The 21,954-nt window shown below is 71.7% G+C and carries 19 protein-coding genes; 12 read left to right on the top strand and 7 right to left on the bottom strand.

From position 1 onward, the window contains the following. Positions 1 to 98 precede the first annotated feature (98 nt). Together ABZ990_RS04585 and ABZ990_RS04580 are read left to right on the top strand one after the other, a co-directional pair. On the top strand, positions 99 to 2,846 hold the full coding sequence (locus ABZ990_RS04585) for an AAA family ATPase (RefSeq protein ID WP_361225169.1): 2,748 nt from the start codon (positions 99 to 101) through the stop codon (positions 2,844 to 2,846). A 195-nt stretch (positions 2,847 to 3,041) separates the two neighbouring features. Next, the gene (locus ABZ990_RS04580; RefSeq protein ID WP_361225166.1) at positions 3,042 to 3,293 is read left to right on the top strand and encodes a hypothetical protein; all 252 of its coding nucleotides are present in this window, start codon (positions 3,042 to 3,044) and stop codon (positions 3,291 to 3,293) included. Positions 3,294 to 3,383: 90 nt separating this feature from the next. Here ABZ990_RS04580 and ABZ990_RS04575 read toward each other — a convergent pair whose 3' ends face one another. Continuing rightward, on the bottom strand, positions 3,384 to 4,418 hold the full coding sequence (locus tag ABZ990_RS04575) for a tetratricopeptide repeat protein (protein ID WP_361225165.1): 1,035 nt from the start codon (positions 4,416 to 4,418) through the stop codon (positions 3,384 to 3,386). Between the two features lie 411 nt (positions 4,419 to 4,829). On the opposite strand from ABZ990_RS04575, the gene ABZ990_RS04570 reads away from it, so the two are divergent. The 5 genes from ABZ990_RS04570 (at position 4,830) to ABZ990_RS04550 (ending at position 10,905) form a co-directional block, all read left to right on the top strand. Beyond that, a complete protein-coding gene (locus ABZ990_RS04570; RefSeq protein WP_361225163.1) occupies positions 4,830 to 5,438 on the top strand; it encodes a hypothetical protein in 609 nt (202 codons plus the stop codon). 752 nt (positions 5,439 to 6,190) lie between these two features. Then, positions 6,191 to 7,237, top strand: coding sequence for a substrate-binding domain-containing protein (locus tag ABZ990_RS04565; protein WP_361225160.1), 1,047 nt, complete (start codon positions 6,191 to 6,193; stop codon positions 7,235 to 7,237). Between the two features lie 46 nt (positions 7,238 to 7,283). Continuing rightward, on the top strand, positions 7,284 to 9,011 hold the full coding sequence (locus tag ABZ990_RS04560) for a sugar ABC transporter ATP-binding protein (protein ID WP_361225157.1): 1,728 nt from the start codon (positions 7,284 to 7,286) through the stop codon (positions 9,009 to 9,011). Continuing rightward, positions 9,008 to 10,063, top strand: coding sequence for an ABC transporter permease (locus tag ABZ990_RS04555; RefSeq protein WP_361225154.1), 1,056 nt, complete (start codon positions 9,008 to 9,010; stop codon positions 10,061 to 10,063). The genes ABZ990_RS04560 and ABZ990_RS04555 overlap by 4 nt, the downstream gene beginning before the upstream one ends. A gap of 227 nt (positions 10,064 to 10,290) precedes the next feature. After that, positions 10,291 to 10,905, top strand: a complete 615-nt coding sequence (locus ABZ990_RS04550; RefSeq protein WP_361225151.1) for a hypothetical protein — start codon at positions 10,291 to 10,293, stop codon at positions 10,903 to 10,905. A gap of 254 nt (positions 10,906 to 11,159) precedes the next feature. Here the strand turns inward: ABZ990_RS04550 and ABZ990_RS04545 are convergent, their stop codons facing one another. The 4 genes from ABZ990_RS04545 to ABZ990_RS04530 form a co-directional block, all read right to left on the bottom strand. Next, complete coding sequence (locus ABZ990_RS04545; RefSeq protein ID WP_361225148.1) at positions 11,160 to 12,029, bottom strand: LysR family transcriptional regulator; 870 nt, start codon at positions 12,027 to 12,029, stop codon at positions 11,160 to 11,162. A 279-nt stretch (positions 12,030 to 12,308) separates the two neighbouring features. After that, positions 12,309 to 13,550 (bottom strand): MFS transporter, encoded by a 1,242-nt coding sequence (locus ABZ990_RS04540; RefSeq protein WP_361225145.1) that lies wholly within the window; start codon positions 13,548 to 13,550, stop codon positions 12,309 to 12,311. Between the two features lie 321 nt (positions 13,551 to 13,871). Then, positions 13,872 to 14,555 (bottom strand): CE1759 family FMN reductase, encoded by a 684-nt coding sequence (locus ABZ990_RS04535; protein ID WP_361225142.1) that lies wholly within the window; start codon positions 14,553 to 14,555, stop codon positions 13,872 to 13,874. Beyond that, positions 14,552 to 15,655, bottom strand: coding sequence for an LLM class flavin-dependent oxidoreductase (locus ABZ990_RS04530; protein ID WP_361225139.1), 1,104 nt, complete (start codon positions 15,653 to 15,655; stop codon positions 14,552 to 14,554). Before ABZ990_RS04530 ends, ABZ990_RS04535 begins: the two co-directional genes overlap by 4 nt. A 511-nt stretch (positions 15,656 to 16,166) precedes the next feature. Here ABZ990_RS04530 and rpmF point away from each other — a divergent pair. From rpmF to ABZ990_RS04505, 5 genes are all read left to right on the top strand, one after another. Beyond that, on the top strand, positions 16,167 to 16,340 hold the full coding sequence (rpmF, locus tag ABZ990_RS04525; protein WP_361225729.1) for a 50S ribosomal protein L32: 174 nt from the start codon (positions 16,167 to 16,169) through the stop codon (positions 16,338 to 16,340). A gap of 142 nt (positions 16,341 to 16,482) precedes the next feature. Next, on the top strand, positions 16,483 to 17,031 hold the full coding sequence (locus tag ABZ990_RS04520; RefSeq protein ID WP_361225136.1) for an ABATE domain-containing protein: 549 nt from the start codon (positions 16,483 to 16,485) through the stop codon (positions 17,029 to 17,031). 260 nt (positions 17,032 to 17,291) lie between these two features. After that, positions 17,292 to 17,804: a peptide-methionine (S)-S-oxide reductase MsrA gene (gene msrA / locus ABZ990_RS04515; protein WP_361225133.1), complete on the top strand. Its 513-nt coding sequence runs from the start codon at positions 17,292 to 17,294 to the stop codon at positions 17,802 to 17,804. A 35-nt stretch (positions 17,805 to 17,839) separates the two neighbouring features. Continuing rightward, positions 17,840 to 18,388 (top strand): SsgA family sporulation/cell division regulator, encoded by a 549-nt coding sequence (locus tag ABZ990_RS04510; protein WP_361225130.1) that lies wholly within the window; start codon positions 17,840 to 17,842, stop codon positions 18,386 to 18,388. A 293-nt stretch (positions 18,389 to 18,681) separates the two neighbouring features. Next, entirely contained in the window at positions 18,682 to 19,482 is an 801-nt protein-coding gene (locus ABZ990_RS04505) for a GNAT family N-acetyltransferase (protein WP_361225127.1), read from the top strand. Positions 19,483 to 19,569: 87 nt separating this feature from the next. Here ABZ990_RS04505 and ABZ990_RS04500 read toward each other — a convergent pair whose 3' ends face one another. Both ABZ990_RS04500 and ABZ990_RS04495 read right to left on the bottom strand, forming a co-directional pair. Next, a complete protein-coding gene (locus ABZ990_RS04500) occupies positions 19,570 to 20,781 on the bottom strand; it encodes a cytochrome P450 (RefSeq protein WP_361225126.1) in 1,212 nt (403 codons plus the stop codon). Positions 20,782 to 21,007: 226 nt separating this feature from the next. Further along, positions 21,008 to 21,619, bottom strand: a complete 612-nt coding sequence (locus tag ABZ990_RS04495) for a GPP34 family phosphoprotein (protein WP_361225123.1) — start codon at positions 21,617 to 21,619, stop codon at positions 21,008 to 21,010. Positions 21,620 to 21,954 lie beyond the last annotated feature (335 nt).

The following is a 21,954-nucleotide window of genomic DNA, read 5'->3' as shown; positions in this document are numbered from 1 at the left end:
GACACATGACTCTCGGCGCATCCCGACCGTGCGATTCGTGCTCGTAGAATTCCAACGATCCAGGTCAGAGCACTGGCACACACGCAAGGGAACGTCGGATGTCAGGCACCACACTGTTCGGCCGGGACGAGGAGCTGGCGGCCGTCGGCCGCCTGGTCGACGGACTGCCCGAGCACGGTGGCGCGCTGCTCGTCCAAGGAGCCCCCGGGAGCGGCAAGTCCTCCCTCCTGGACCACGCCGCCGCCCGGGCCCGCGGCTCCGGCTGCACCGTCCTGCGGGCCTCGGGCGTTCAGGCCGAGACCCACCTGCCGTTCGCGGGGCTGCACCAGCTGACCCACACCCTGACGGATCGCGTTCAGCGCCTCCCCCCTGCTCAGGCGAAGGCGCTGCTGGGCGCCTTCGGCATGGAGGAGCCATCACCCGGCGCGTCCGCGCTCCGGTCCTTCACGATCGCCCTGGCCGTCCTCGGCCTGCTCGGCGAGGTGGCCGCCGAAGCCCCCGTGCTGCTGGTCGTGGACGACGCCCAGTGGGTCGACGCACCGACGCTGGACGTTCTCGGTTTCATCGCCCGCCGCGTCGGTGCCGAGCCCCTCGGCCTGCTTCTCGCCGTCCGCGAGGGCCGTACGGAGTGGTCGGGTGCCCCCGACATCCACGAACTGCACCTCAAGCCCCTGACGCGGGCCTCGGCCGACGCCCTGCTGGACGCCCGCCACCCCGCTCTCGCCCCGGGGACACGCCGCCTGGTGGCGGAGCTGTCCGTCGGCAACCCCCTCGCGCTGACCGAACTCCCTCTCACCCTGGGCGCGGACGCGCCCCACGCGGAGTCCGTGGTGCCGCCGGCGCTCCCTCTCACCGCCCGGCTCCGGCGCGCCTTCTCTTTGCCGCCGGCCGGCCTTCCGGCCGACACACACCACGCGCTGCTGGTCGCGGCCACCGCCGACGACGGTGCGCTGACCGAGGTGCTCACCGCGGCTTCGGCCCTGACCGGCACCGAGCTGTCCGTACGGTCACTGGAGCCCGCCATGGCCACGGGGCTGGTGCGCGTCGACGGGTTCCGGATCGACTTCACGCACCCGCTGGTGCGCTCCGCCGTGCTGGCCTCGGCCCCGCTCGCGGACCGGCTCGCCGCTCATGGCGCGCTCGCCCGCACCCTTCAGGGGCAGTCCGACCGGCAGGCGTGGCACCGGGCGATGGCCGGCGGCCGTCCCGACGAAGCGGTGGCCCGGCAACTGGACCGGACGGCGCTCGGCGCGCGGGAGCGTGGTGCCGCCGCGGTGGCCCTGACCGCGCTGGAACGCGCCATCGCGCTGAGCGAGGACCCGGCGGGAAGCCGGGCCCGCCTCCTCACCGCCGCGGAACTGCGCTTCGAACTCGGCCAGACGGATCGGGTGTCAGCCCTGGTGCAACAGGCCGAATCGCTGGGCCTGGACGTGCTGGAGCGGGCCCGCGTGGTCCTGCTGCGTGACGGGCTCGAGTCGGAGTCGGACACGAGCATCTCCCGGCTCGACCTGCTGATCGACACGGCGGAGCAGGCCGCCGGGGCCGGCGATCCCGAACTCGCGCTGCGGCTGCTGCGCGCGGCCGCACGGCGCTGCTGGTGGGCGGACCCGGGCCGGGAACTGAGGGAGCGCGTCGTGACGGCCGCCGAGCGGCTGCCGGTCCCGGAACTCCACCCGGACCTGGTGTGTACGTTGGCCGGGGGCGCCCCGGTGGAGGCGTCCGCGACGGTGCTCGACCGGCTGCGGCGCCTCGAACGCGAGGGCGGGTACGACGTCCTGACCGCCGCCGCCCTGGGCAACGCGGCCATCATGCTGAACGCGTACGACCAGGTCACCGGATTCGCCCGCCACGCGGCGGAGGGCCTGCGCCGGCAAGGGCGTCTCGGCCTGCTGGCCCAGAGTCTGGTGTTCCTCGCCCTCGCCACCGTGCACACCGTCGACTGGGAGACCGGCCTCCCGGCCGCCGCCGAGGCGGCACGACTGGCCGAGGAGAACGCGCAACCGCGCTGGCTGACCGGAGCGCGGGTGGCGAAGGCGCAGTTCGCCGCTCTGCGTGGAGACCTGGACACCGCGCTGGTCGCGATCGGCGAGGCGGAGGGCCAGGGGCTGACCGTGGTCGACCCCTCCAAGCTCGCGTACATCCAGATCACGCGTGGTCTCATCGGCCTCGCCGCGGGCCACCACGCCGAGGCGTTCTCCTGCGTCTGGCGGGTCTTCGACCCGGCCGACCCCTCCTACCACCCGTTCATGCAGACCGTGGCCATCACGGAGCTGGCCGAGGCCGCCACCGGCGACGACCAGCGCGCCATGGCGAAGAGCGCGCTGCGGCAGCTCCTCACGTACGCCAAGGCGAGCGAGGTCCAGATGATCCGGGTGAATCTGGGATTCGCCCAGGCGCTGCTCGCCGACGACGAGCATGCCGAAGAGCGGTTCCGGGCGGCGTTCGATCTGGACATGTCCCGCGCGCCCTTCGTGCGTGCCCGGCTCATGCTCGCCCACGGCACCTGGCTCCGGCGCCGCCGCCGGGTGATGGAGGCCCGCACCCCGCTGCGGATCGCCCGGGATTCCTTCGCCGCCCTCGGGGTGGAGCCCTGGCGCGAACGCGCGTCCCAGGAACTCCGCTCGGCAGGGGAGAGCAGCAGGAGTCCAAGCCGCACCGAACGGGACCTGCTCACGCCCCAGGAGGCTCAGATCGCCCAGCTGGCGGCGCGGGGACTGTCCAACAAAGAGATAGGCCGACGGCTGCATCTGTCGCCCCGAACGATCGGCGCACACCTGTACCGCATCTTCCCGAAGCTCGGGATCACTTCGCGCAGCCAGCTGAGCGACAAACTCGGCATCGACTGAGCCCGTCGTCCCCTCCCCTCCGACCTTGGCCGGCGGTCCGGCTGCGGAGGCGGGGGGTGTGCACGGAGCGGGCATCGGGGACGGGCCGGTCACCCTGGCCCACCCGGGCAGGACGCCGGCGATCATCAGCGTCGACTGCGACTGCGACTGCGACCAGACGGGCGGACTGCCAGACCCACCCGGCATGGTGCGCCCGTGATCGACCACACGAACGGCTCGACCTCGGTCCAAGTCGTCGCCTGCCTCGACCGCATGGGCCGGTCCGCGCTGCCCGCCGCACCCCGGGTCCAGGCGGCACTCGCCAGGACCGACCGCCGCGGCGACGGAGGTTCCTGGGGAAGAGGAGCGGCCCGGGACGAAGAACTCCTGCGCACCGGCCGAGCCGTCCTGGCCCGCTTCCCCGACCTCACCGGCCCCGCTCCCGCCCCGCCCCCTCAGGGGCGGTGACGGCTCGGGCACTCGGGCACGGCTCGGGCGCTCGGGCACCGGAACAGACCGACCGCGGTGGGTCGCCCACCCAGGTGGGCGACCCGGCGCTCACGCGTCGGCGGGCTGTCCTCCGTCGGCCAGCACCCGAAGTTGCGCGAGGTCCTCCGGGTCGAGGCCGAGCGCCGTCGCCGGGGCGAGCAGCGCACCGATCTCCGCGGTCCGGTCCTGCTGGGCGAGGAAGTCCGCGTACGGCAGGAAGGCCTCCTCGTCCTCGTGCTCGATGGCGTCCCGGTAGCGCAGGTCGGCCTGCTCCTGCTGCCCGAGGTCCTCGTGCAGCAGCGCCAGGTTGAGGTACGCGTTCGTCTCCCCGTCCTGGTCGAGGGCGGCCTCGTAGTGGTGCACGGCCTCCTGAAGGGCACCGGCGTCGGCCAGGTGCAGGGCGTAGGCGAAATGCGCGCCGGGCAGCTCCTCGTCGAGGGCCTCCCGCAGGTGCAGTCCGGCCGCCTCGCTCTCGTCCGTGTCGTTCTCGGCCACGCCGAGCGGGACCAGGACGGAGCGGTGCCCGGCCTCCAGGGCCTGGCGCAGCCAGCCGATGGCCTCCGCGGGCTTGTCCTGGTCGAGCAGGAGCCGGCCGAGGTTGCCGGCCGCCATGGTGTCGCCCTGCTCCACCGCCTGGCGCAGCAGGTCCGCGGCCTCGTCCAGCCGCTCCCCGCCGTCGTGCAGGAAGGCGCCGTAGTCGTTGAGCGCGTCCGGGTGGTTCTCGGCCAGCGCGCGCCGGTAGTACTCCTCGGCGCGGTCGCGGTCCTCGATCTCGTCCGCCAGGATCCCCGCGATCCACAGGATCACGTCGCGGCCCTGCCGGTCCGCCTCCTGGAGGGCCGACACCGCCTCCTCGGGCCGTTCGAGCTGGACCAGCAGATCGGCCAGCGCCTCGTGGGCCCGGGCGTCGCCCGAGGCCGCGAGGGCGGAGAGGACCTCCAGTGCGGCGTCGGTGTCTCCCCAGTCCTCGATCAGATCCAGTATCCGGTCCGCGACCTCGTCGTCCGGGCCGGCCCAGGCTTCCACGTAGAGGGAGAGTGCGGCGGCGTGATGCCCCGCCTCCCACTGTCGCTCCGCCAGGGCCTCGGCGTTGTCCTCCGGCATGAAGGTGTCCTTTCCTGCTGCTGATGCAGTGCTGCTCGGTCTCGTGTCCGCGTTATTGCTTTTGTCGGACTATCCATCTGTTTCTGCTGCGCTCTTCGGGATACGTGACGAATGGATCGCCCCGCCTTCCCGTCGCCTTCCCGAAGGGGATATGGGCGATATCTGACGTAAGCTCTTCTTTGCTCCTCTGTGCTGCTCAACGCACCGTAATGTAACCGTCAGTTGATCCCCGACACCGTGGCGGGGGACACTGCCTGGCGGATGCGCGATCCCGACCGAGTGGCACTCGCTTCGGTGTCCTCCCGCGCAGGTCATCGAGGGTCATTTAGGCAAAGATTACTGGGCAGTTGACCTCGGTTTTTCGTGATAGCGTCCTCGTTCAGAGGGACAGTGCAACCTGAAAGGGAAATCGTGAACACGGAGAAGATCGCCGCTCGCCGCCTCTCGCTGGAAGAGGTGACGAAGCTCGGCGTGAACGACAGGATCTTCGTTTCCGCAGACATGGAAGAACTCAAGCTTCCCGACTGCTATGTCCCTGCTTTTCTGGCCAAGCCCGGTGAGGAATTCGAGGGCGGCTCGATCACGGCGAGGACCGTATTCCAGGAAGAGATCTCCTGCCTTCCCGACGACGAGAATGAAGCCGGAATCTATGTGGCCGACGAGGAAGGATCGGTGACCATCGAGGTCCTCCAGTCCGCCGGTGTCGTCCTGGACCTGGCGCTTTTCGTCCCCGGTGGGGACAAGGGGGCCCTCACGGCCCTTTACGCCGCGGTCCGGCAGGCGTTCGGTGCCGACGTTGTGCAGATCTGGCGTCAGGGCCTCAAGGAGGTTCCCGACGTGAAGGTCGACATCTTCGAGGAGCAGATTCCCCGGGGACGCAAGGCGACCGAAAGCCCCAAGCGCGATCGCCGTGCGATCGACACCTACCCCACTCGCGCGGACTTCATCGAGGTCTCCGCGGGATGGAAGCCGATCATCGAGGTTCACAAGCCGGTCGTCGACGACACCCCGACCATCTGAGACAGCGTCATTTCGCGTTCTCGGTCTGAGAAAACACCGAGAACGCATATGCCGGACCCGGTCGATCCCTGAACTGCCCGGGGAGCCGTCGGAATGCGACTCGCGAACGCCGGAGTGTCGTTCCACTCGATGATCTTGCGAGACAGCCCGTCTGTCCAAGGGGCGAAGCCGGACGAAGTCCGAAGTCATTCTGTGACGGACCTCAGGGCTTCTGTGCGGTCGAGTGTCGTCCCGGCCGCATGGACACGCAGGTCGAAGGCCGCCTTCTCGCCATGAGGAGGCGGCCTTTCGCGTACCCCTGGGTGCGGTGACCATACCCGCGAGTGATCGCACCGAGCGGGGGAGGCGCCTGCGGAGAACCCGCGTCGCGCGGTGCCGGGCCGGACGCGGGCTCGGAGGTACGAAGGTTCGCGAGCGGCCCCGGTCGCCGTACCTCCGTACCTCCGTACCTCCGTACCTCCGGGCATCGGGCCGGACCGGCGGGAGGCCGTGGTCCTGCAAGACCAGTGGCGTCGTACTTCGAACAGAATCTCCCACCCGGGTGCTCCGGCGGGCTGTCGCTCCCGATCCCCGGGAAGCGCTGCACGGTTCCCTCAACCACCCTTGTTATGCGGGTACATGACCCATTCGAGCGCGGGCTATTGACGGTTGCATGATCGCGGCGTTTCCTGTGATCGCAACGTTCGATCGCGCGTAATTCTGATTGGTTGTGTCGCACTCGCTGGTCACTTCCCGCCCCCAGGAGCCCTCGAATGCCTACCCTGCGCGCCCGCCTGGTCCCCGTCGCGGCGACGGTTCTCGCCACCGTCCTCGGCCTCTCCGCGTGTTCGAGCGGCCAGGCGCCGTCCGGCTCGTCCCACGACGTACGCGCGGTGGACGGCAAGATCTCCCTGACGTACCTGCAGAAGCAGGGCGACCAGGAGTACTTCATCGGCGAGGCCGCCGGCGCGAAGGCGAAGGCGGCCGAACTCGGGGTCGGCCTGAAGGTGGTCAACCTGGGCAACGACGCCAACAAGACCGTCAGCGAGGTCCAGTCCGCGATCGCGCAGAAGAGCAACGGACTCATCGTCGTCGTCCCCGACCCCGCGGTCGGCCCGCAGGTCGTCCAGGCCGCCCGGGACGCCAAGGTCGCCCTGCTCACCTCCGACGACCAGATCTGCACCACCGGCCCGGCCCCCGCGTCCTGCGCGAAGACCGATCTGGTGCCGAGGATCGGCTTCAGCGGCGAGCAGATGGGCGGCGAGGTCGGCAAGCGGGCCGCCGAGGAGTACACCAAGGCGGGCTGGAGCGCGGCCGACACCCGGACGATCTCCGCCTGGAAGCAGGACGTCACCGTCTGCGGCGACCGGGTCGCGGCCGCGAAGGTGGCGTTCACCGCGGGCGCCGGCGCCACCGTAAGGAACATCGACGTGGCCACCGACAACACCCCGACCGGAGCCCAGGACAAGGTCGCGGCCACGATCACCGCCAACCCGGGGGTCCGGCACTGGGTCGTCTGGGGCTGCAACGACGAGAACGTCCAGGGCGCCGTCACCGCCCTGCAGAACGCCGGTGTCGGCCCGGCCGACATCGTCGGCGTCGGTCTCGGCGCCTACCTCGCCTGCAAGGACTGGCAGTCCGGCAAGCCGTCCGGGATGAAGGCGGCCCTGTTCATCAACGGCAAGGACGTCGGCGCCCTCGCCGTCCAGACCATGTACGACCGCCTCAAGAACGGCAAGGACTTCCCCGCGGAGGCGTTCGCCCCGACCCGGATGGTCGACGCCGGCACCTGGCGGGCCGCCGGAGTCTCCTGCGGCTGACGCGCCCTCGTACCCGTCCCGCCCCTCCTCGCACCGGTGAGGCCCCATGACCCCCAGCCCAGCCGCCGGCCTGTCCGCCGAGAACGTCTCCCAGCGGTTCGGCGCCGTCCACGCGCTCCAGGACGTCACCCTGCACTTCCCTCCCGGCCAGGTCACCGCCCTGATGGGGGAGAACGGCGCCGGCAAGTCCACCCTCCTGCGCATCCTGACGGGCGACCACCGGCCGTCCCGGGGACAGGTCCTGCTGGACGGGACGCCGCTCACCCTCGCCTCGCCGCTCGACGCGCACCGGGCCGGGATCCGGATCATCCCGCAGGAACCGGAGATCATCCCGCACGTCTCGGTCGCCGAGAACGTGTACGCCGGCGCGCTGCCCCGCCGTGCCGGGCGCCGCCTCGACCGGGCCGAGCTGCGCCGCCGGATCACCGCCGATCTGGCACGGCTCGGCTTCGCCAAGGTCCTCGACCCCGACCTGCCCGGCTCCCGGCTGACCGCCGCCCAGCGCCAGCTGGTGGAGATCCTGCGGGCCTTCACCGGTGACACCCCGCCCCGGGCGATCGCCTTCGACGAGCCGACCTCCTCCCTCTCCGAGCACGAGACCGAGGCCCTGTTCGCCCTCATCGGGCGGCTGCGCGACCAGGGCGTCGCCGTCGTCTACGTCTCGCACCGGATGAAGGAGATCTTCCGCCTCGCCGACCGCATCGCCGTCCTGCGCGACGGCCGGGTGGCCGACGTCGTCGACGCCTCCGCCACCACCGAGGCGGAGGTCGTCCGGCTGATGGTCGGCCGCGATCTGGCCGGCCTGTTCACCCGGCAGGAAGTCGCCACCGACCGCGTGGTGCTCGACGTCCAGGACCTCACCACCGACGACGTCCGCGCCGTCACCTTCCAGGTCCGGGCCGGGGAGGTGGTCGCCCTCGCCGGACTCGTCGGCGCGGGCCGCTCCGAACTCGCGCTCGCCCTCGCCGGCGACACCCCGATCCGCTCCGGCACCGTCACCCTCGACGGCAGGCGTCTCGATCTGCGCGGCCCGCGCGACGCCCTCACCGCCGGCATCGGTCTGGCCCCGGAGGAACGCAAGGCCCAGGCCCTGTTCCTGCACCGGACCATCCGCGACAACACCGCGCTGGCCAGCTACCGCCGACTGCGCCGCCGGCGCTTCGTCAGCAAGGCCAAGGAGCGCGCCCTCGCGCAGGAGTTCGCCGACCGCCTGCGGGTGCGCGCGCCCTCCGTCGAGACCGAGGTCAGCGCCCTGTCCGGCGGCAACCAGCAGAAGGTCGTACTGGCCCGCTGGCTGGCCCGCCGGCCCGCGCTGCTGATCCTCGATGAGCCCACCCGCGGCATCGACATCGGCGCCAAGGCGGAGATCTACCAGATCATCGCCGACCTGGCCCGCGAAGGCGTGGCCGTCCTGGTGATCTCCTCCGAACTGCCCGAGGTCCTCGGCCTGGCCGACCGCGTCCTCGTGCTGCAGAACGGCCGTGTCACAGGCGAACTCGGCCGTACCGAGGCCACCGAGGAGGCGATCCTCGCCCTCGCCATGGCCGACGACCTCGCCGCCGCTCCTCAGGACGGCACCGGTGGGACCCGGGACGGCACCGGTACGGCCCAGGGCGGTACCGGCACGGTCCAGGGCGGCGCCGGTACGACTCAGGGTGCCGCCGCTCCTCAGGACGACGGCGCCGGTATGCCCCAGGGCAGCATCGGTACGCCCCAAGGCGACGCCGGCCCCGGCCCCGACACCCCGACCACCGCGACCGGAGCCGCCCGATGAGCGCCACCACCGCCCCGAGCACCCAGCGCCCGCCGAACGGGAACGGGGACGGCCTCGGCCCGCGCCCGCGCGGCCCGCGCACCCTCCTCGCCTCGATCGGCGGACAGAACATCGGCCTCATCGGCGCGCTCGTCGTCGTGATCGCCGTGTTCGGCTCCCTCGACCCCAACTTCCTCGGCTGGGACAACATCCGGGTGATCGGGGAGGCGGCCACCATCGCGGGGCTGCTCGCCGTGGTGCAGACCGTCGTCATCATCTGCGGCGGCCTCGACATCTCCGTCGGCTCCCAGGCCGGCCTCGCCTCCGTCGTCAGCGCGATGGTCTTCACCGCCACCGGCTCCAGTGCCCCGCTCGGCATCGGCGCCGCCCTGCTCACCGGCGCCGCCGTCGGCCTGGTCAACGGCCTCGTGATCATCCACGGCCGCGTCAACCCCACGATCGCCACGCTGGCCGGCCTCGCCGCGTACAAGGGACTCGCCCAACTCCTCTCCGACGGACGGGCGCAGGGCTACGTCCTCGGCGACCCCGTGTTCGTCTTCCTCAGCCGGGGGAGGATCGCCGGGCTGCCGACCATGGTCTGGATCCTGGCGGTGGTCGCGGCCGCGGTGCACGTCCTGCTCACGTACACCGACATCGGCCGCAACATCTACGCGCTCGGCGGCAACGACACCGCCGCCCGACTGGCCGGCATCAACCTCAACAAATACCTGATCTCGGCGTACGCGCTGACCGGCATGGTCGCCGCCCTCGCCGGTGTGCTGCTCACCGCGCGCACCGGATCCGGGCAGCCGGTCTCCGGCAGCGAGGGCCTGGAACTCCAGTCGATCACCGCGGCCGCGCTCGGCGGCTGCGCGCTCAAGGGTGGCAAGGGCACCATCGGCGGCACCTTGTTCGCGGTCGCCCTGCTCGGCGCCCTGCAGAACGGCCTCACCGTCCAGGGCATCAACACCTTCTGGCAGAACGTCGCCCAAGGACTGCTGCTGGTGGCCGCCGTCGTCATCCAGCAGCGCCGCAACCGAGGCCGAGGTCGCGCCGTCGGCCTGCCCGCGTAGGGCCCCGCCCGGCTTCGCCCCGGCCCGTTGCTCCAGCCGGCCGCCACGGCCGGGTTCCCGGTGGTACGCGGCCCCGTGAGCCATAGTGAGGAGGAGGGGGTCCGGGCCGGCGCTCACCGGCCGGCGTACGACGAGGACAAAGGCCAGGCCCCGTGAGCCGACACCATGCTCCCCCGCACCCCGGGACCGCACCGGGCGCGGCACCCCTCGGGGAGCCGCGCTGGCCGATGGCCACGGCCGTCGCGGTCGCCATGGTGCTGACCCTGCTGCTCCCCGACGACCTGCGGCTGGCGTCGGCCTGGGTCCTGCCGACCGTGGAGGGGCTGCTCCTGCTGACGCTCATCGCGGGCGACCCGGGCAGGATCGACCGGCGTTCCGGCGCGCTGCGCGCCGCGGCGATCGCCCTGGTCTGCGCCCTCTCGCTCGGCGCCGTCTGGTCGACCGTGAAACTGGTCGACGACATCGTGCACAACGGGAAGGAGACGGCGTCCGCGACGAGCCTGCTCCAGAGCGGAGGCACCGTCTGGGCCGGCACCGTCCTCGCCTTCTCCCTGCTGTACTTCGAGCTCGACGGCGGCGGCGCGGCGGCGCGTCTGCACCGGACGCCCGCCCATCCGGCCCTCGCCTTCCCCCAGCACCTCAGCCCCGGGCTCGCCCCCGCGGGCTGGCGGCCCCGATACGTCGACTACTTCTACCTCGGGCTGACCAACGCCACTGCCTTCAGCCCCACGGACGTGATGCCGCTGGCCCCCTGGGCCAAGATCACCATGGCGGTCCAGTCGCTGGTCTCCCTGCTCATCCTGGGTCTGGTGATCGCCCGGGCCGTCAACGTCCTGACCTGAGCGTCACGGGCGCGAGGCCGCTGACGGCCGGCCGACGGGGACCCACGCACCGACCGGCGGGCCGGCGGAACCTCTTCCGGGCCGGCCCGTGATCCCGTTCAAGGGCAGCCGAGTCGCGCGGGTGGGGCTTCGGGGAAGGGAGCGGATGGCGGAGGATCCGGCACCCGGAGGCGCGTCGCGAGCAGCCGGGCGGGTGGTGCCCGGAGGCGCCCGGAGAGTGTCCGGGGGAGTCCGCCGGGGCACCCGTGCCGCGTTCAGACGATGTGGCGCAGCAGCGCGGCGACCGCCGGGGGCGCTTCCCCGGGCGGCCGTACCACCATGACCTTCCAGCTCGGTGCGTGCCGGTCGAAGCGGTACTGCGGGAGATCGGGAAAACGGTCCGCGATCGACCGGGGCATGACGCAGACACCCAGGTCGTTACGGACCAGTTCGGCCGCCGCGACGATGTCGTTCACCTCGAACGTCGTACCGCGATCGACCCCGGCGGCCCGGAAGGATCGGTCGACCGCGTGGCGGATCGCCCAGCCGGGGGTGAAGTCCACCAGGGGCAGCGCGGCGACGTCGGCGAGTCGCACCTCGCCGTCGACAGTCGTCCCGGCGAGCACCCGTCGGGGCGACGTCACCAGCACCATGTCCTCGCGGGACAGCAACCGGGTGGTCAGACCGCGCTGTTGCTGACGGTCGAGGGCCACCACGGCCAGGTCGACCGTGCCCTCGCGCAGGGCCTGCCGGATGTCGGCGACGGCGGCCTGGCGTAAGTGGACGACCACACCCGGATGTTCCGCGCGCAGGGCGGCCAGGGCGTGGTGGAGGCCGGCCCAGACTCCCTGCATGATGCCGACGGTGACCCGCCCGCGCAGGTGGCCGCGGGCGGAGTCGACCGCCTCCCGGGCCAGTTCGGCGGCCCGCAGCGTCGCCCGCGCGGCGGGCACGAACGCCTCGCCCGCCGGGGTCAGCGCGACGCGGTGCGTCGTACGGTCGAACAGCGGGGTGCCCAGCTCGCGTTCGAGGGCGCGGACCGTACCGGACACGGAGGACTGGACCACGTGCAGTCGCCGTGCCGCCGCCGTGAAGCCGCCCGCGTCCGCCACGGCGACCACGACCTCCATCTGCCGTAGATCCATAGTCACTTCCGGTAGAGCCGCATGCCGTCCGGGTGGGGGAGAGCGCGGTGGGGGCGGGTTTCGGTCATCGTCGTCATCGTAGGCGGACGGTCGTGAACAGCCTTGGATCGTGTGTGCGTAGACGTGTGCGGTTGGTGGGAGAACAAGCGGGCGTACGGTGAACAGCCCGGCACCGGCGAGGAGATGAGCCGCCCGCCACGCGCGGCCTCTTACGGAGCGGGTCGAGGGGGGCGTACGACCGTACACACCCGGACGTACGCCCCCCGCACCGGCCGGGGGTCACGCGGCTGCCGTACCGGCCTCCGCCTCCGCCCCCGGCCGACGCTCGGTGAGCCAGTAGAGGAAGGCGAGCAGCGGGAGGGCGGACCCGAACGCGGTGAGGGCGGACCAGCCCCACGCGTGGTAGACGACGGAGCCGAGCTGGGATCCGGCGGCCCCGCCCGCGAAGAACATGGCGATGAAGGCGCTGTTGAGGCGGGCCCGGGCGGCGGGGTCGAGCTGGTAGACCGTGTGCTGGCCGAGGATCAGCGTCGCCTGGACCGCCATGTCGACGAGGATGGCGGCGACGGCGAGCAGGACGACGCTGTGCCCGCCGAACCCGGCGAGCGCGAACGACATGGCGGCGACCACGAAGGCGATCCCGGTCAGAGGGCGGACGAGCCCTCGGTCGGCCCAGTGCCCGGCGAACGGGGCGATGGCGGCCCCGGCCGCGCCGACGAGGGCGAACACCCCGACCCCGACCGCCGAGTAGCGGAAGACGGGACCGGTGAGGACGAAGGAGACCGTGGTCCAGAAGGCGCTGAACGCGCCGAACATCGCCGCCTGGTAGAGGCCGCGGCGCAGCAGCGCCGGGTGGGTGTGCACCAGCCGCGCGGTGGAGCGCAGCACGTGGTGGTACGGGATGGTGGTGGTCGGCGCGTGCCGCGGCAGGGCCGCGCGCAGGGCCACGGCGAGTACGGCCATCAGGACGGCGGAACCGAGGAACACGGTGCGCCAGCCGGCGAGGTCGGAGACCAGGCTGCTCAGTGTGCGGGAGAGCAGGATGCCGGTGAGCAGACCGCTCATCACCCGGCCGACTATGCGGCCTCGGGCGTGGTCGGGAGCGAGGCTCGCGGCGAACGGCACCAGGATCTGGGCGACGACCGAGGTGGCCCCGCTGACGAGCGAGGCGATCAGCAGCATGGGGAAGCTGGTGGCGAGTCCCGCCACGAGGAGGGCGAGCGTGGTGACCGTCAGCAGGGCGGTGACCAGATTGCGCTTCTCCAGCCGGTCGCCGAGCGGGACCAGGAACAGCATGCCGATCACATAGCCCACCTGGGTGAGGGTGATCAGGGCCCCGGTGGTGGCGGTGCCGGTGTGGAAGACGCCGCTCAGCGTGGAGAGCAGTGGCTGGGCGTAGTACAGGTTGGCGACCGTCATGCCGGAGGCGACGGCCAGCAGGGCGATCAGCCAGCCGGGTACGCCGTGCGGGGCCTCGGCGGCGGACCGGTGCGGGGTCTGGAGATCGGACGAGGTGGACATGGGCACCTTCTCGGGAAGGGGTGGGCCGGGGTTCCGGCCGGGGTGGGCGTAAGGCGGGTGACCGGCGGCTTCCTCGCCGCCGTCACCCAGGACAAGTGCCGGTCCGCCCTCGGTGCTTCCTTGTCGGAGACGATGCTTCGGGATGTCAGTCATCTCGATCGGAGATGGGCGGGAGCGAGGTCCGGGCGAGGGGACGGGTGAAGGGGCGCGAGGGGAAGGGCGCGGGGGGAGAAGAACCGGCGGCGCCGCCCCCGGCGAGGCCGGGGGCGGCACTGGAGGTGTGGTGAGGGCACGCCGGGGGGCGTCGCCCGGGGCCGGCCCTCAGTCGAAGCGCAGGTCGGACAGCTGCCGTTCGAGCGCGGTGACGTCGTCGTCCTCGGGCGTCACGTCGGCCGGGCGGGCGGCCATGAGGGCGGTCAGTTCGCCGGCCGCCCGCCGGATGCGCGCCGGCAGACCCTCCGTATGGTCGTCACCGGCCGAGCCCCAGTCCTCGGACGCCGCGTAGACGGCGGTGGGAACGACGGTGGCGCGCAGATAGGCGAAGAGCGGACGCAGGGCGTGCTCCAGGACCAGGGAGTGGCGGGCCGTGCCGCCGGTCGCCGCGATGAGGACCGGTTTCCCGGTGAGCGCGGCGGGGTCGATCAGGTCGAAGAAGGACTTGAACAGCCCGCTGTAGGAGGCGGTGAAGACCGGCGTCACGGCGATCAGGCCGTGGGCACCCGTCACCGCGTCGAGGGCGGAGGCCAGCGGAGGCGACGGGAAACCGGTCACCAGGTTGTGGGCGATGGCACCGGCCAGTTCCCGCAGCTCGACGACCTCGACCTCGACCTCGACCTGGATCTCGGTCTCGGCCCCGATTCCAGCCTCGGTTCCGGCCCCGAATTCGGCCTGCGCGTCGTGGCTTCGAGCGGTGAACTCCTCGCGCACCGCCTCGGTGAGACGGTCGGCGAGCAGACGGGTGGAGGACGGGGTGCTCAGCCCCGCGGACACGGCGACGAGCCTCATGCGGCGGAACCTTCCCGGCCGTCCTGGCCTTCCCCGGCGGACCGGAGCGACTGATGGGTGGGCGCGTCCGGTACGTTCGCCGGGCGGCCGATCGCGAACTCCTCGCGGAGCACCGGGACGACCTCCTCGCCGAGGATGTCGAGCTGCTCCAGGACCGTCTTCAGCGGCAGTCCGGCGTGGTCCATGAGGAACAGCTGGCGCTGGTAGTCGCCGACGTAGTCACGGAAGGACAGGGTCCGTTCGATGACCTCCTGCGGCGAGCCCACCGTGAGGGGCGTCTGCTCGGTGAAGTCCTCCAGCGACGGACCGTGCCCGTAGACGGGCGCGTTGTCGAAGTAGGGGCGGAACTCCCGTACCGCGTCCTGGGAGTTCTTGCGCATGAACACCTGGCCACCGAGGCCGACGATGGCCTGCTCGGGAGTGCCGTGGCCGTGGTGGGCGAAGCGGCGGCGATAGAGCTGGACCATCCGCCGGGTGTGCTCGGCGGGCCAGAAGATGTTGTTGTGGAAGAAGCCGTCACCGTAGAAGGCGGCCTGCTCGGCGATCTCGGGCGAGCGGATCGAGCCGTGCCACACGAACGGCGGTACGCCGTCCAGCGGGCGGGGCGTCGACGTGAACCCCTGAAGAGGCGTACGGAACTTCCCCTCCCAGTCCACCACGTCCTCGCGCCACAGCCGGCGCAGCAACGCGTAGTTCTCCTTGGCCAGTTCGATGCCCTGCCGGATGTCCTGGCCGAACCACGGGTACACCGGGCCGGTGTTGCCGCGGCCCATCATCAGGTCGACGCGGCCGTCGGCCACGTGCTGGAGCATCGCGTAGTCCTCGGCGATCTTCACCGGGTCGTTGGTGGTGATCAGAGTGGTGGCGGTGGAGAGGATCAGCTTCTCGGTCCGGGCGGCGACGTAACCGAGCATCGTCGTGGGCGACGAGGGCACGAAGGGCGGGTTGTGGTGCTCGCCCATCGCGAAGACGTCGAGCCCGACCTCCTCCGCCTTCTGCGCGATGGCGAGGATCGCCTTGATGCGCTCGCCCTCCGACGGGGTACGTCCGTTGGTCGGATCGGGAGTGACGTCCCCGACCGAGAAAATTCCGAACTGCATGAGGCCTCTTCGTTCAGGCGACTGTGTGGATGCCGGAAAGGTAGGCATCGGCCGGAGGGCCGTCGTGTCCGTGCGCGCAGAGCCGGTTGCCCCCGGGCGCCTTTCTCCGACGTCCGCGACTCTCGCGGCGGCTCCGAGGCCCGCTGTGCCCGGCTCGCGATAAATGCTTTGCGGTCCCCGCCCGGCGGTTGTTAGCGTCCGCGGCGTGCTGATCGAAGTCGACAGAGCCTAGCCTGAGCCCACCGTCCATCGGTGCCGGTCCAGGCGTCTCCGAGTCTTTTCACCGAACGCCCCAGGATTCCGGCGTGGCGGGCGCGTGTGCTTTCCGCCCCCTGCCCAAGAGCTCCGACTCTCGCGGCCTGTCCTCCGACGATCGCGCCCACCACCGCCGCGACAGGATTCCCCTGTCCGCCTGAACGCGCCGTGGTGGATGGCTACTTGCCCCTGCGTCCGTCGGGCCGGGCCTGTCCTCGTGGCCGGAGCGATGTCCAACGGAAACGGAATCATCGCCATGATGCACAAGAAGTCCCGCGCGCGGACGCGCCACCGCCGAGCCCACTGGAAGGCGGCCGTCCCGACTCTGGTGACCTGCGCCAACGAGGCATGTGGTCTGCGGACCCCGCCACATGCCGCCTGCCGCCACTGCGGCATGTACCGAGGCCGCCAGGTGTTGCCGCCGGCCTGACGGCCTGACGCTTCCGAGTGCGCATCGTGACGCCGGGGCCCGTCGTCGCCCGCTTCCCGGCGGCGGCGACGGGACCCGGCCGTATGTGCCGGCATATGTCCGACGCCTTGCTTCCCTCACCATCACCGGTCAATATGGTGACGTGAATCACGCCTTTCCCTGTGGGACGCTCTGTCTGGATTTCGTCGGTACGTTGCGGGCGCGTCGTAACGAAGCACCGTTGGAGAAGCTGGCGACGCCCGGTCTGGTGGACGACTGGTTCGTGGAGTCGGGGATGCTCGATCTGGCTCCGGGGGCGAGCGAGTCGGATGTGACGCTGGCGGTGCAGTTGCGTGAGTCCGTGTACGAGCTGGTCGCGGCGCGGTTGGACGGGCGGGTGCTGCCGGTGGAGGCGGTGGACGAGGTGAATCTGCATGCGGCGGGTCTGCCGGTGACGTTGCGGCTGGGGCCGGATGGTGTGATGCGTTCGGGTTCGGTGGCGCAGGGGCTGGCGGAGCTGGCCCGTGAGACGGTGCGGCTGGTGGGCGGTGACGAGGCGGCGCTGTTGCGGGAGTGTGCGCGGCCGGAGTGCACGCAGGTGTATCTGGATCGTTCGCGGGGGCATCGCCGGGAGTGGTGTGCGATGCGGACCTGTGGCAATCGGGTCAAGGCGGCGAACTATCGGGCGCGGCAGAGCGCGGCCCAGGCCTGACCGTAACCGGCCGATCGCATTCAACCCGCCGTTCTTCGGCGGCACTTCGGCCTGCCCTCTCCTTCTCTCTCCTGCTTCTGTGGCGTCCCCGGTGTGACACCCGCACGACATGCGTCACCAGTTTGACAGGTGACGCATGTCGTGCCAGCCTGAGGCCGTGCCACCGCACCCCCCCGGAGGTGGCACACATCAGGCCGCCGTCCGGCCTCGCGAGGCCGGACGGCGGTGAAACGGCAGGGGGACGAGGAGGGTGACGGGCGATGACCGGCAGCGAGAAGAAGGCCGTACTGGCGGGCGGCTGCTTCTGGGGCATGCAGGAACTCATCCGCGAACAGCCGGGAGTCCTGGCCACGCGGGTGGGATACAGCGGTGGTGAGACGACCCACCCGACGTATCGCCATCACCAGGGGCACGCCGAGGCCGTCGAGATCGTCTTCGACGCGACGGTGACCGACTACCGGACGCTTCTGGAGTTCTTCTTCCAGATCCACGACCCGAGCACGCGCGACCGCCAGGGCAACGACATCGGCGACAGCTATCGCTCGGCCGTGTTCTACCTGGACGACGAACAGCGACGCGTCGCCGAGGACACCATCGCCGACGTGGACGCGTCGGGTCTGTGGCCCGGCCCGGTGGTCACCGAGGTCACCCCGGCCGGCCCGTTCTGGGAGGCGGAGCCCGAGCACCAGGACTACCTGCGGCGCTACCCGGATGGCTACACCTGCCACTTCCCGCGCCCGGGCTGGCGACTGCCCCGGCGGGGCGAGTCCTGAACCGGGCCGGGTGACGGAGACCGGGGGAGGAACCGATGCCGAAGCGCCGGGGCGACGAGCCCGTGCCACGTGAACGCGAACAACCCGGAACGCGGGCGGACCGGACGGGCCGGGCGGACGGGGCGCACCGGGCCGGCCGGACGGGCGGGGCGGAGGAAGGGAAGTCGCCGACTCTTCGGCTCGGCATCCGCCGGGTCCTCGGCGGCGTGCCCGCCCAGCCCGTCCTGGCGGAGTTCCGGTTCGATCCGGCGTCGCCGATGGTGGTGTCGGCGACGTTCGCACCGGACCACGGGCAGGCCGTGACCTGGCGGATCGGCCGCGAACTGCTGTACCGGGGGCTGTACGGGGAGAGCGGCGAGGGTGCCGTACGGGTCTGGCCTGTACGGGGCGGGGCGATCCAGGCGGTGTGGCTGCTGCTGACCTCACCGCGGAGCAGCGCCGTGTTCGAGATGTCCGCCCCGGAGATCGAGGCGTGGCTGGACGCCACGTATCGGCTCGTTCCGGAGGAGGCGGAGTCGGACACCCTGGACTGGGACGCCTTTCTCGGCGGTCTGCTCGACGCCCCCGAACGGCCGGGCGACTGACCGCACCGGCCCCGGAGGCCCAGCGCCCACCGCCCGGCAGCCCGCAGTCTCATCGCCCCCGCTCGCCCCCCTGCTTGCCCCCTGCTCGGTCTCCGGCCAGGCGGGCGGGCGTCCTCCCGTTCGGATCGGTCGCGGCGCGTACCGGGCGGAGTCGCACGACTCGCCGAGGCGAAGGGAGTGCACCGCGAGGACGGTGTGAACCGTGTGGTGCCGGGTACCGGTGGACAACGTGGCTCATCGCAGGGCCTCGCGCGCTTCTCGACGCGCTCCCCTCGACGAAGTGAGGAATTCCCGTGGCGGTTCTCGCGGATGCGGTCGAATCGATGGAACAACTGTCCGTGGGATGGCGGACCTTGGTGCTCGACCGCGACGCCGACGCGGACGTCCGTGACCTTCCCGGGGTCGCCGTCCGCTGGGCCGACTCCCGGTTCGCCTTCTGGAACTGCGTGACCCTGACCGACCCGGACACCGGCGCCGCACAGCTGGAACAGCGCCTGAGCCAGGCGGCGGAGATCATGCGCACGAAGAAACACCCCGGATTCCTCTGGGTCTTCGAGGACCTGATCGCCGACGGGGCACGCGGAAGCCTGACCGCCGCGGCCGAACAGGCGGGCCTCGCACACGCCTTCCCCGGCACCGGCATGGCCGGCGACCTGCTGCCCCTGCCGGAACCCGGCCACCCGGACCTGACGTTCGTCCGGGTGTCGACCGACGAGCAGCTCCAGGCGTACGCGGACATCAACTCCCGCGCGTACGGCTTCCCGCTGGAGGACGGCCGGGACGGCCTGGTCGGCTCCGCGCTGTGGAAGAACGGGGTGTACGCCTATCTGGGCCTGCGCGACGGCGTCCCGGTGACCTGCGCCGCGACGGTGGAGGCACAGGGCCGGCTCTTCGTGGTGCTCGTCGCCACGGACCCGGCATGGGAGCGCCACGGCTACGGCGAGGCGGTGACCCGTAAGGCGCTGTACGAGGGAGGCCGGGCGACCGGGCTGACCCGCGCGACCCTGCACGCGACCGAGGCCGGCGCGCCCGTCTACCCGCGTATCGGATTCCAGCCGAACTCGCCGATCCACTTCTTCTCGTTGAAGGAATGACCGGCCGGACACACCCGGAAGGCCGCCCTCGCATGGAGGGCGGCCTTCACTTTGTCCCGGGTCCGCCGGTCGGCCTCGCCGGTCCCGTCACGCCTCCCAGGCCACGGGCAGTTCGATCGGGAAGCGGCGGATCGTCTCCGTGTCCCAGCGCACTTCCTCCGGCGGTACGGCCAGCCGCAGCCCGGGGAAGCGTTCGAGCAACCGGCCGATGGCCACTTCGAGTTCCGCCATGGCCAGCGGCACGGCGATGCAGCGGTGTCCGCCCCAGCCGAAGGTCATGTGCGGCTCGGAGGGCCGGTCCGGGTCGATGGCGTCCGGCTCCGGGTAGCGCTCCGGATCACGGTTCGCCGTGAGGTAGGAGACATGGACGAAGTCGCCCGCCCGGATCCGCGCCCCGTCCATCTCCACGTCCTCCTTCGCGACCCGGGGGATCCCGACGCCCTTGCGGAAGGGGATGTAACGGAGCAGTTCGTTCAGGATCTGCGGAAGGCTCTCGGGCCGGCGCCTGGCGTGGGCCATCAACTCGGGCCGGGTCAGCAGGAGATAGGCGATGTTGCTGATCTGGCAGGTGGCCGTGTCCTGACCGCTGAGCGTCAGCGTCAGCGCCATGACCGCCAACTCCTGGTCGTCGAACGCGTCGTCGCCCACCTTGGCGGCGGCCAGCGCGCTGATCAGGTCCTGCCCGGGAGCGCGCCGCCGCTGCTCGACCAGGCCGGCGAAGTACTCCCGCAGCTTCGCCTTGGCGTTCTCGGCGGCGCGGCGGGTGTCCGGGCCCGTGGCGAGCAGCTGGTGCACGTACTCCTGCATCCGGGGCCAGTCGTCCTCGGGGATGCTGAGCAGATGGAAGATGGTCTGCCGGGGGAACGGGTCGGACAAGTGCCGTACCAGATCCGCCGGCTGCCCTCCCTCGGCCATCTCGTCGAGCAGGGTGTCCGCGAGCCGGGCGATGGTCGGCCGCACCCGCTCCACGGTCTTGGGGGTGAAGGCCTGCGACGCCAGATGCCTCAGCCGGCTGCTGTGCGGAGGGTCCATCACATTGATCGACTCCGGGGAGACGATGGGCTCCGGCGTCAGCCGCGGATAGTCGGACCCGATGATCCCCGCCCGGCTGAACCGCTGGTCGGTGGTCACCTGCCGCACCCCGTCGAAGTCGGTGACCAGCCAGGCGTCCGCGTCGCCGTACGGCAGACGGATCCGGGTGAGGGAGTCGTGGGTCATGAGCTCCGCGAGCGACGGATCGAAGTCCAGCGCCTCGCTGTAGTCGAACGGGCACCGGATCGCTTCGTTGCCAGAGGTCATCGGGCGGTTCTCCTCTTCCATCCGTCGTCACGGCACCATGCCCAGCCCCCCGGCGAGACATGTAAGCACGTCGCCCGACGGCGCCGCCCCAGGCTGCGGCCAGGTGGGCTAGTGGGGGAGTGGGATCGGGTGAGAGGGGAGTGGCCGGTGCCGGGGCGAGGAGCGCGTGCTCGGCCCGCTCGGCGGGGCGCCCGGGCCCTTCGCGGCGGCCCCGGCGGTCGCGGGGTCAGTCGGAGCCACGCCACACATTGTCGAAGGCGGCGCGTTCGACGGCACGCCGTTGCCGTTCGCCCTCCAGTTCCAGCAGCGCGTCGCCGACGGCGGCCAGGACCAGGCTCTCCGGGTCGCCGAGTGCCTCGGTGGGGTCCGGCACCGGCTCATTGCGCGGCCCCAGCTCCCGTACCAGGGTCGTGAGGACCGGGTCGCCGGATGCCAGCCGCTCGGCGGCCCGGCGGGCATCCGGCGAGCCCTCCGCGACCACCGGGACACCACCGGCGAAGGGGCGCCCGCGCCGCCGCCTGCGGGTGAGCGAACCCTCCGCCACCAGCGCCGCGACATACGCCTCCGTCAGCCCCTCGCCCCTGCGCCACAGCCAGTCGCCGACCGGCTCGTACGGCTCGGCCCCGCGCAGCGCGGCGAACGCCCGCGCCAGGAGGATGTCGGCCGGGCCGGCCCCGGTGCCGGGGACGATGCGGTCCTCGCGCAGGGTGACGGCACCGGAGTCGAGCAGATCGACGAGTTCCGCCCCGGCCAGCGCGAGCGACAGATCGCCTGAATGCACGGCCTGGCCGCGCGCCTCGTCGAGGGCGGCCGCGAGAAGGGTGCGTGCGGTGCTCATGAGGGGCCTCACCTCCTCCTGCGCCGGCCTGGCCGGACCTGGAGCGAACTCATACGTGTCCCGGATTCCCAGGGTACGGCCTTCCGCCCCCGGCCGGTGGTCGCCCGGAGGGGCGGCCCGCCCGGCAGCGGGGCTCCCCGCCCGGCGGCGGGGCTCCCCGGTCGGTCCGGGACGTGCGCGGTGGTGTGCCGGGTGTGTGGGTGGTGTCAGGTGAGGGTGTACATCACCGAGCGGTCGTGTTTGTGGCGTTGGATGCGGCCCTTGGCGACGAGTGATTCGAGGGTGTTGCGGACGACCTGGGGGGTGGGGGTGCGGTCGGGGTGGTGGGTCATGAG

Origin of the sequence: Streptomyces sp. NPDC046203, assembly GCF_040646255.1 — a bacterium.
GTDB lineage: Bacteria > Actinomycetota > Actinomycetes > Streptomycetales > Streptomycetaceae > Streptomyces.
This window is presented reverse-complemented; position numbering and strand designations above follow the sequence as displayed.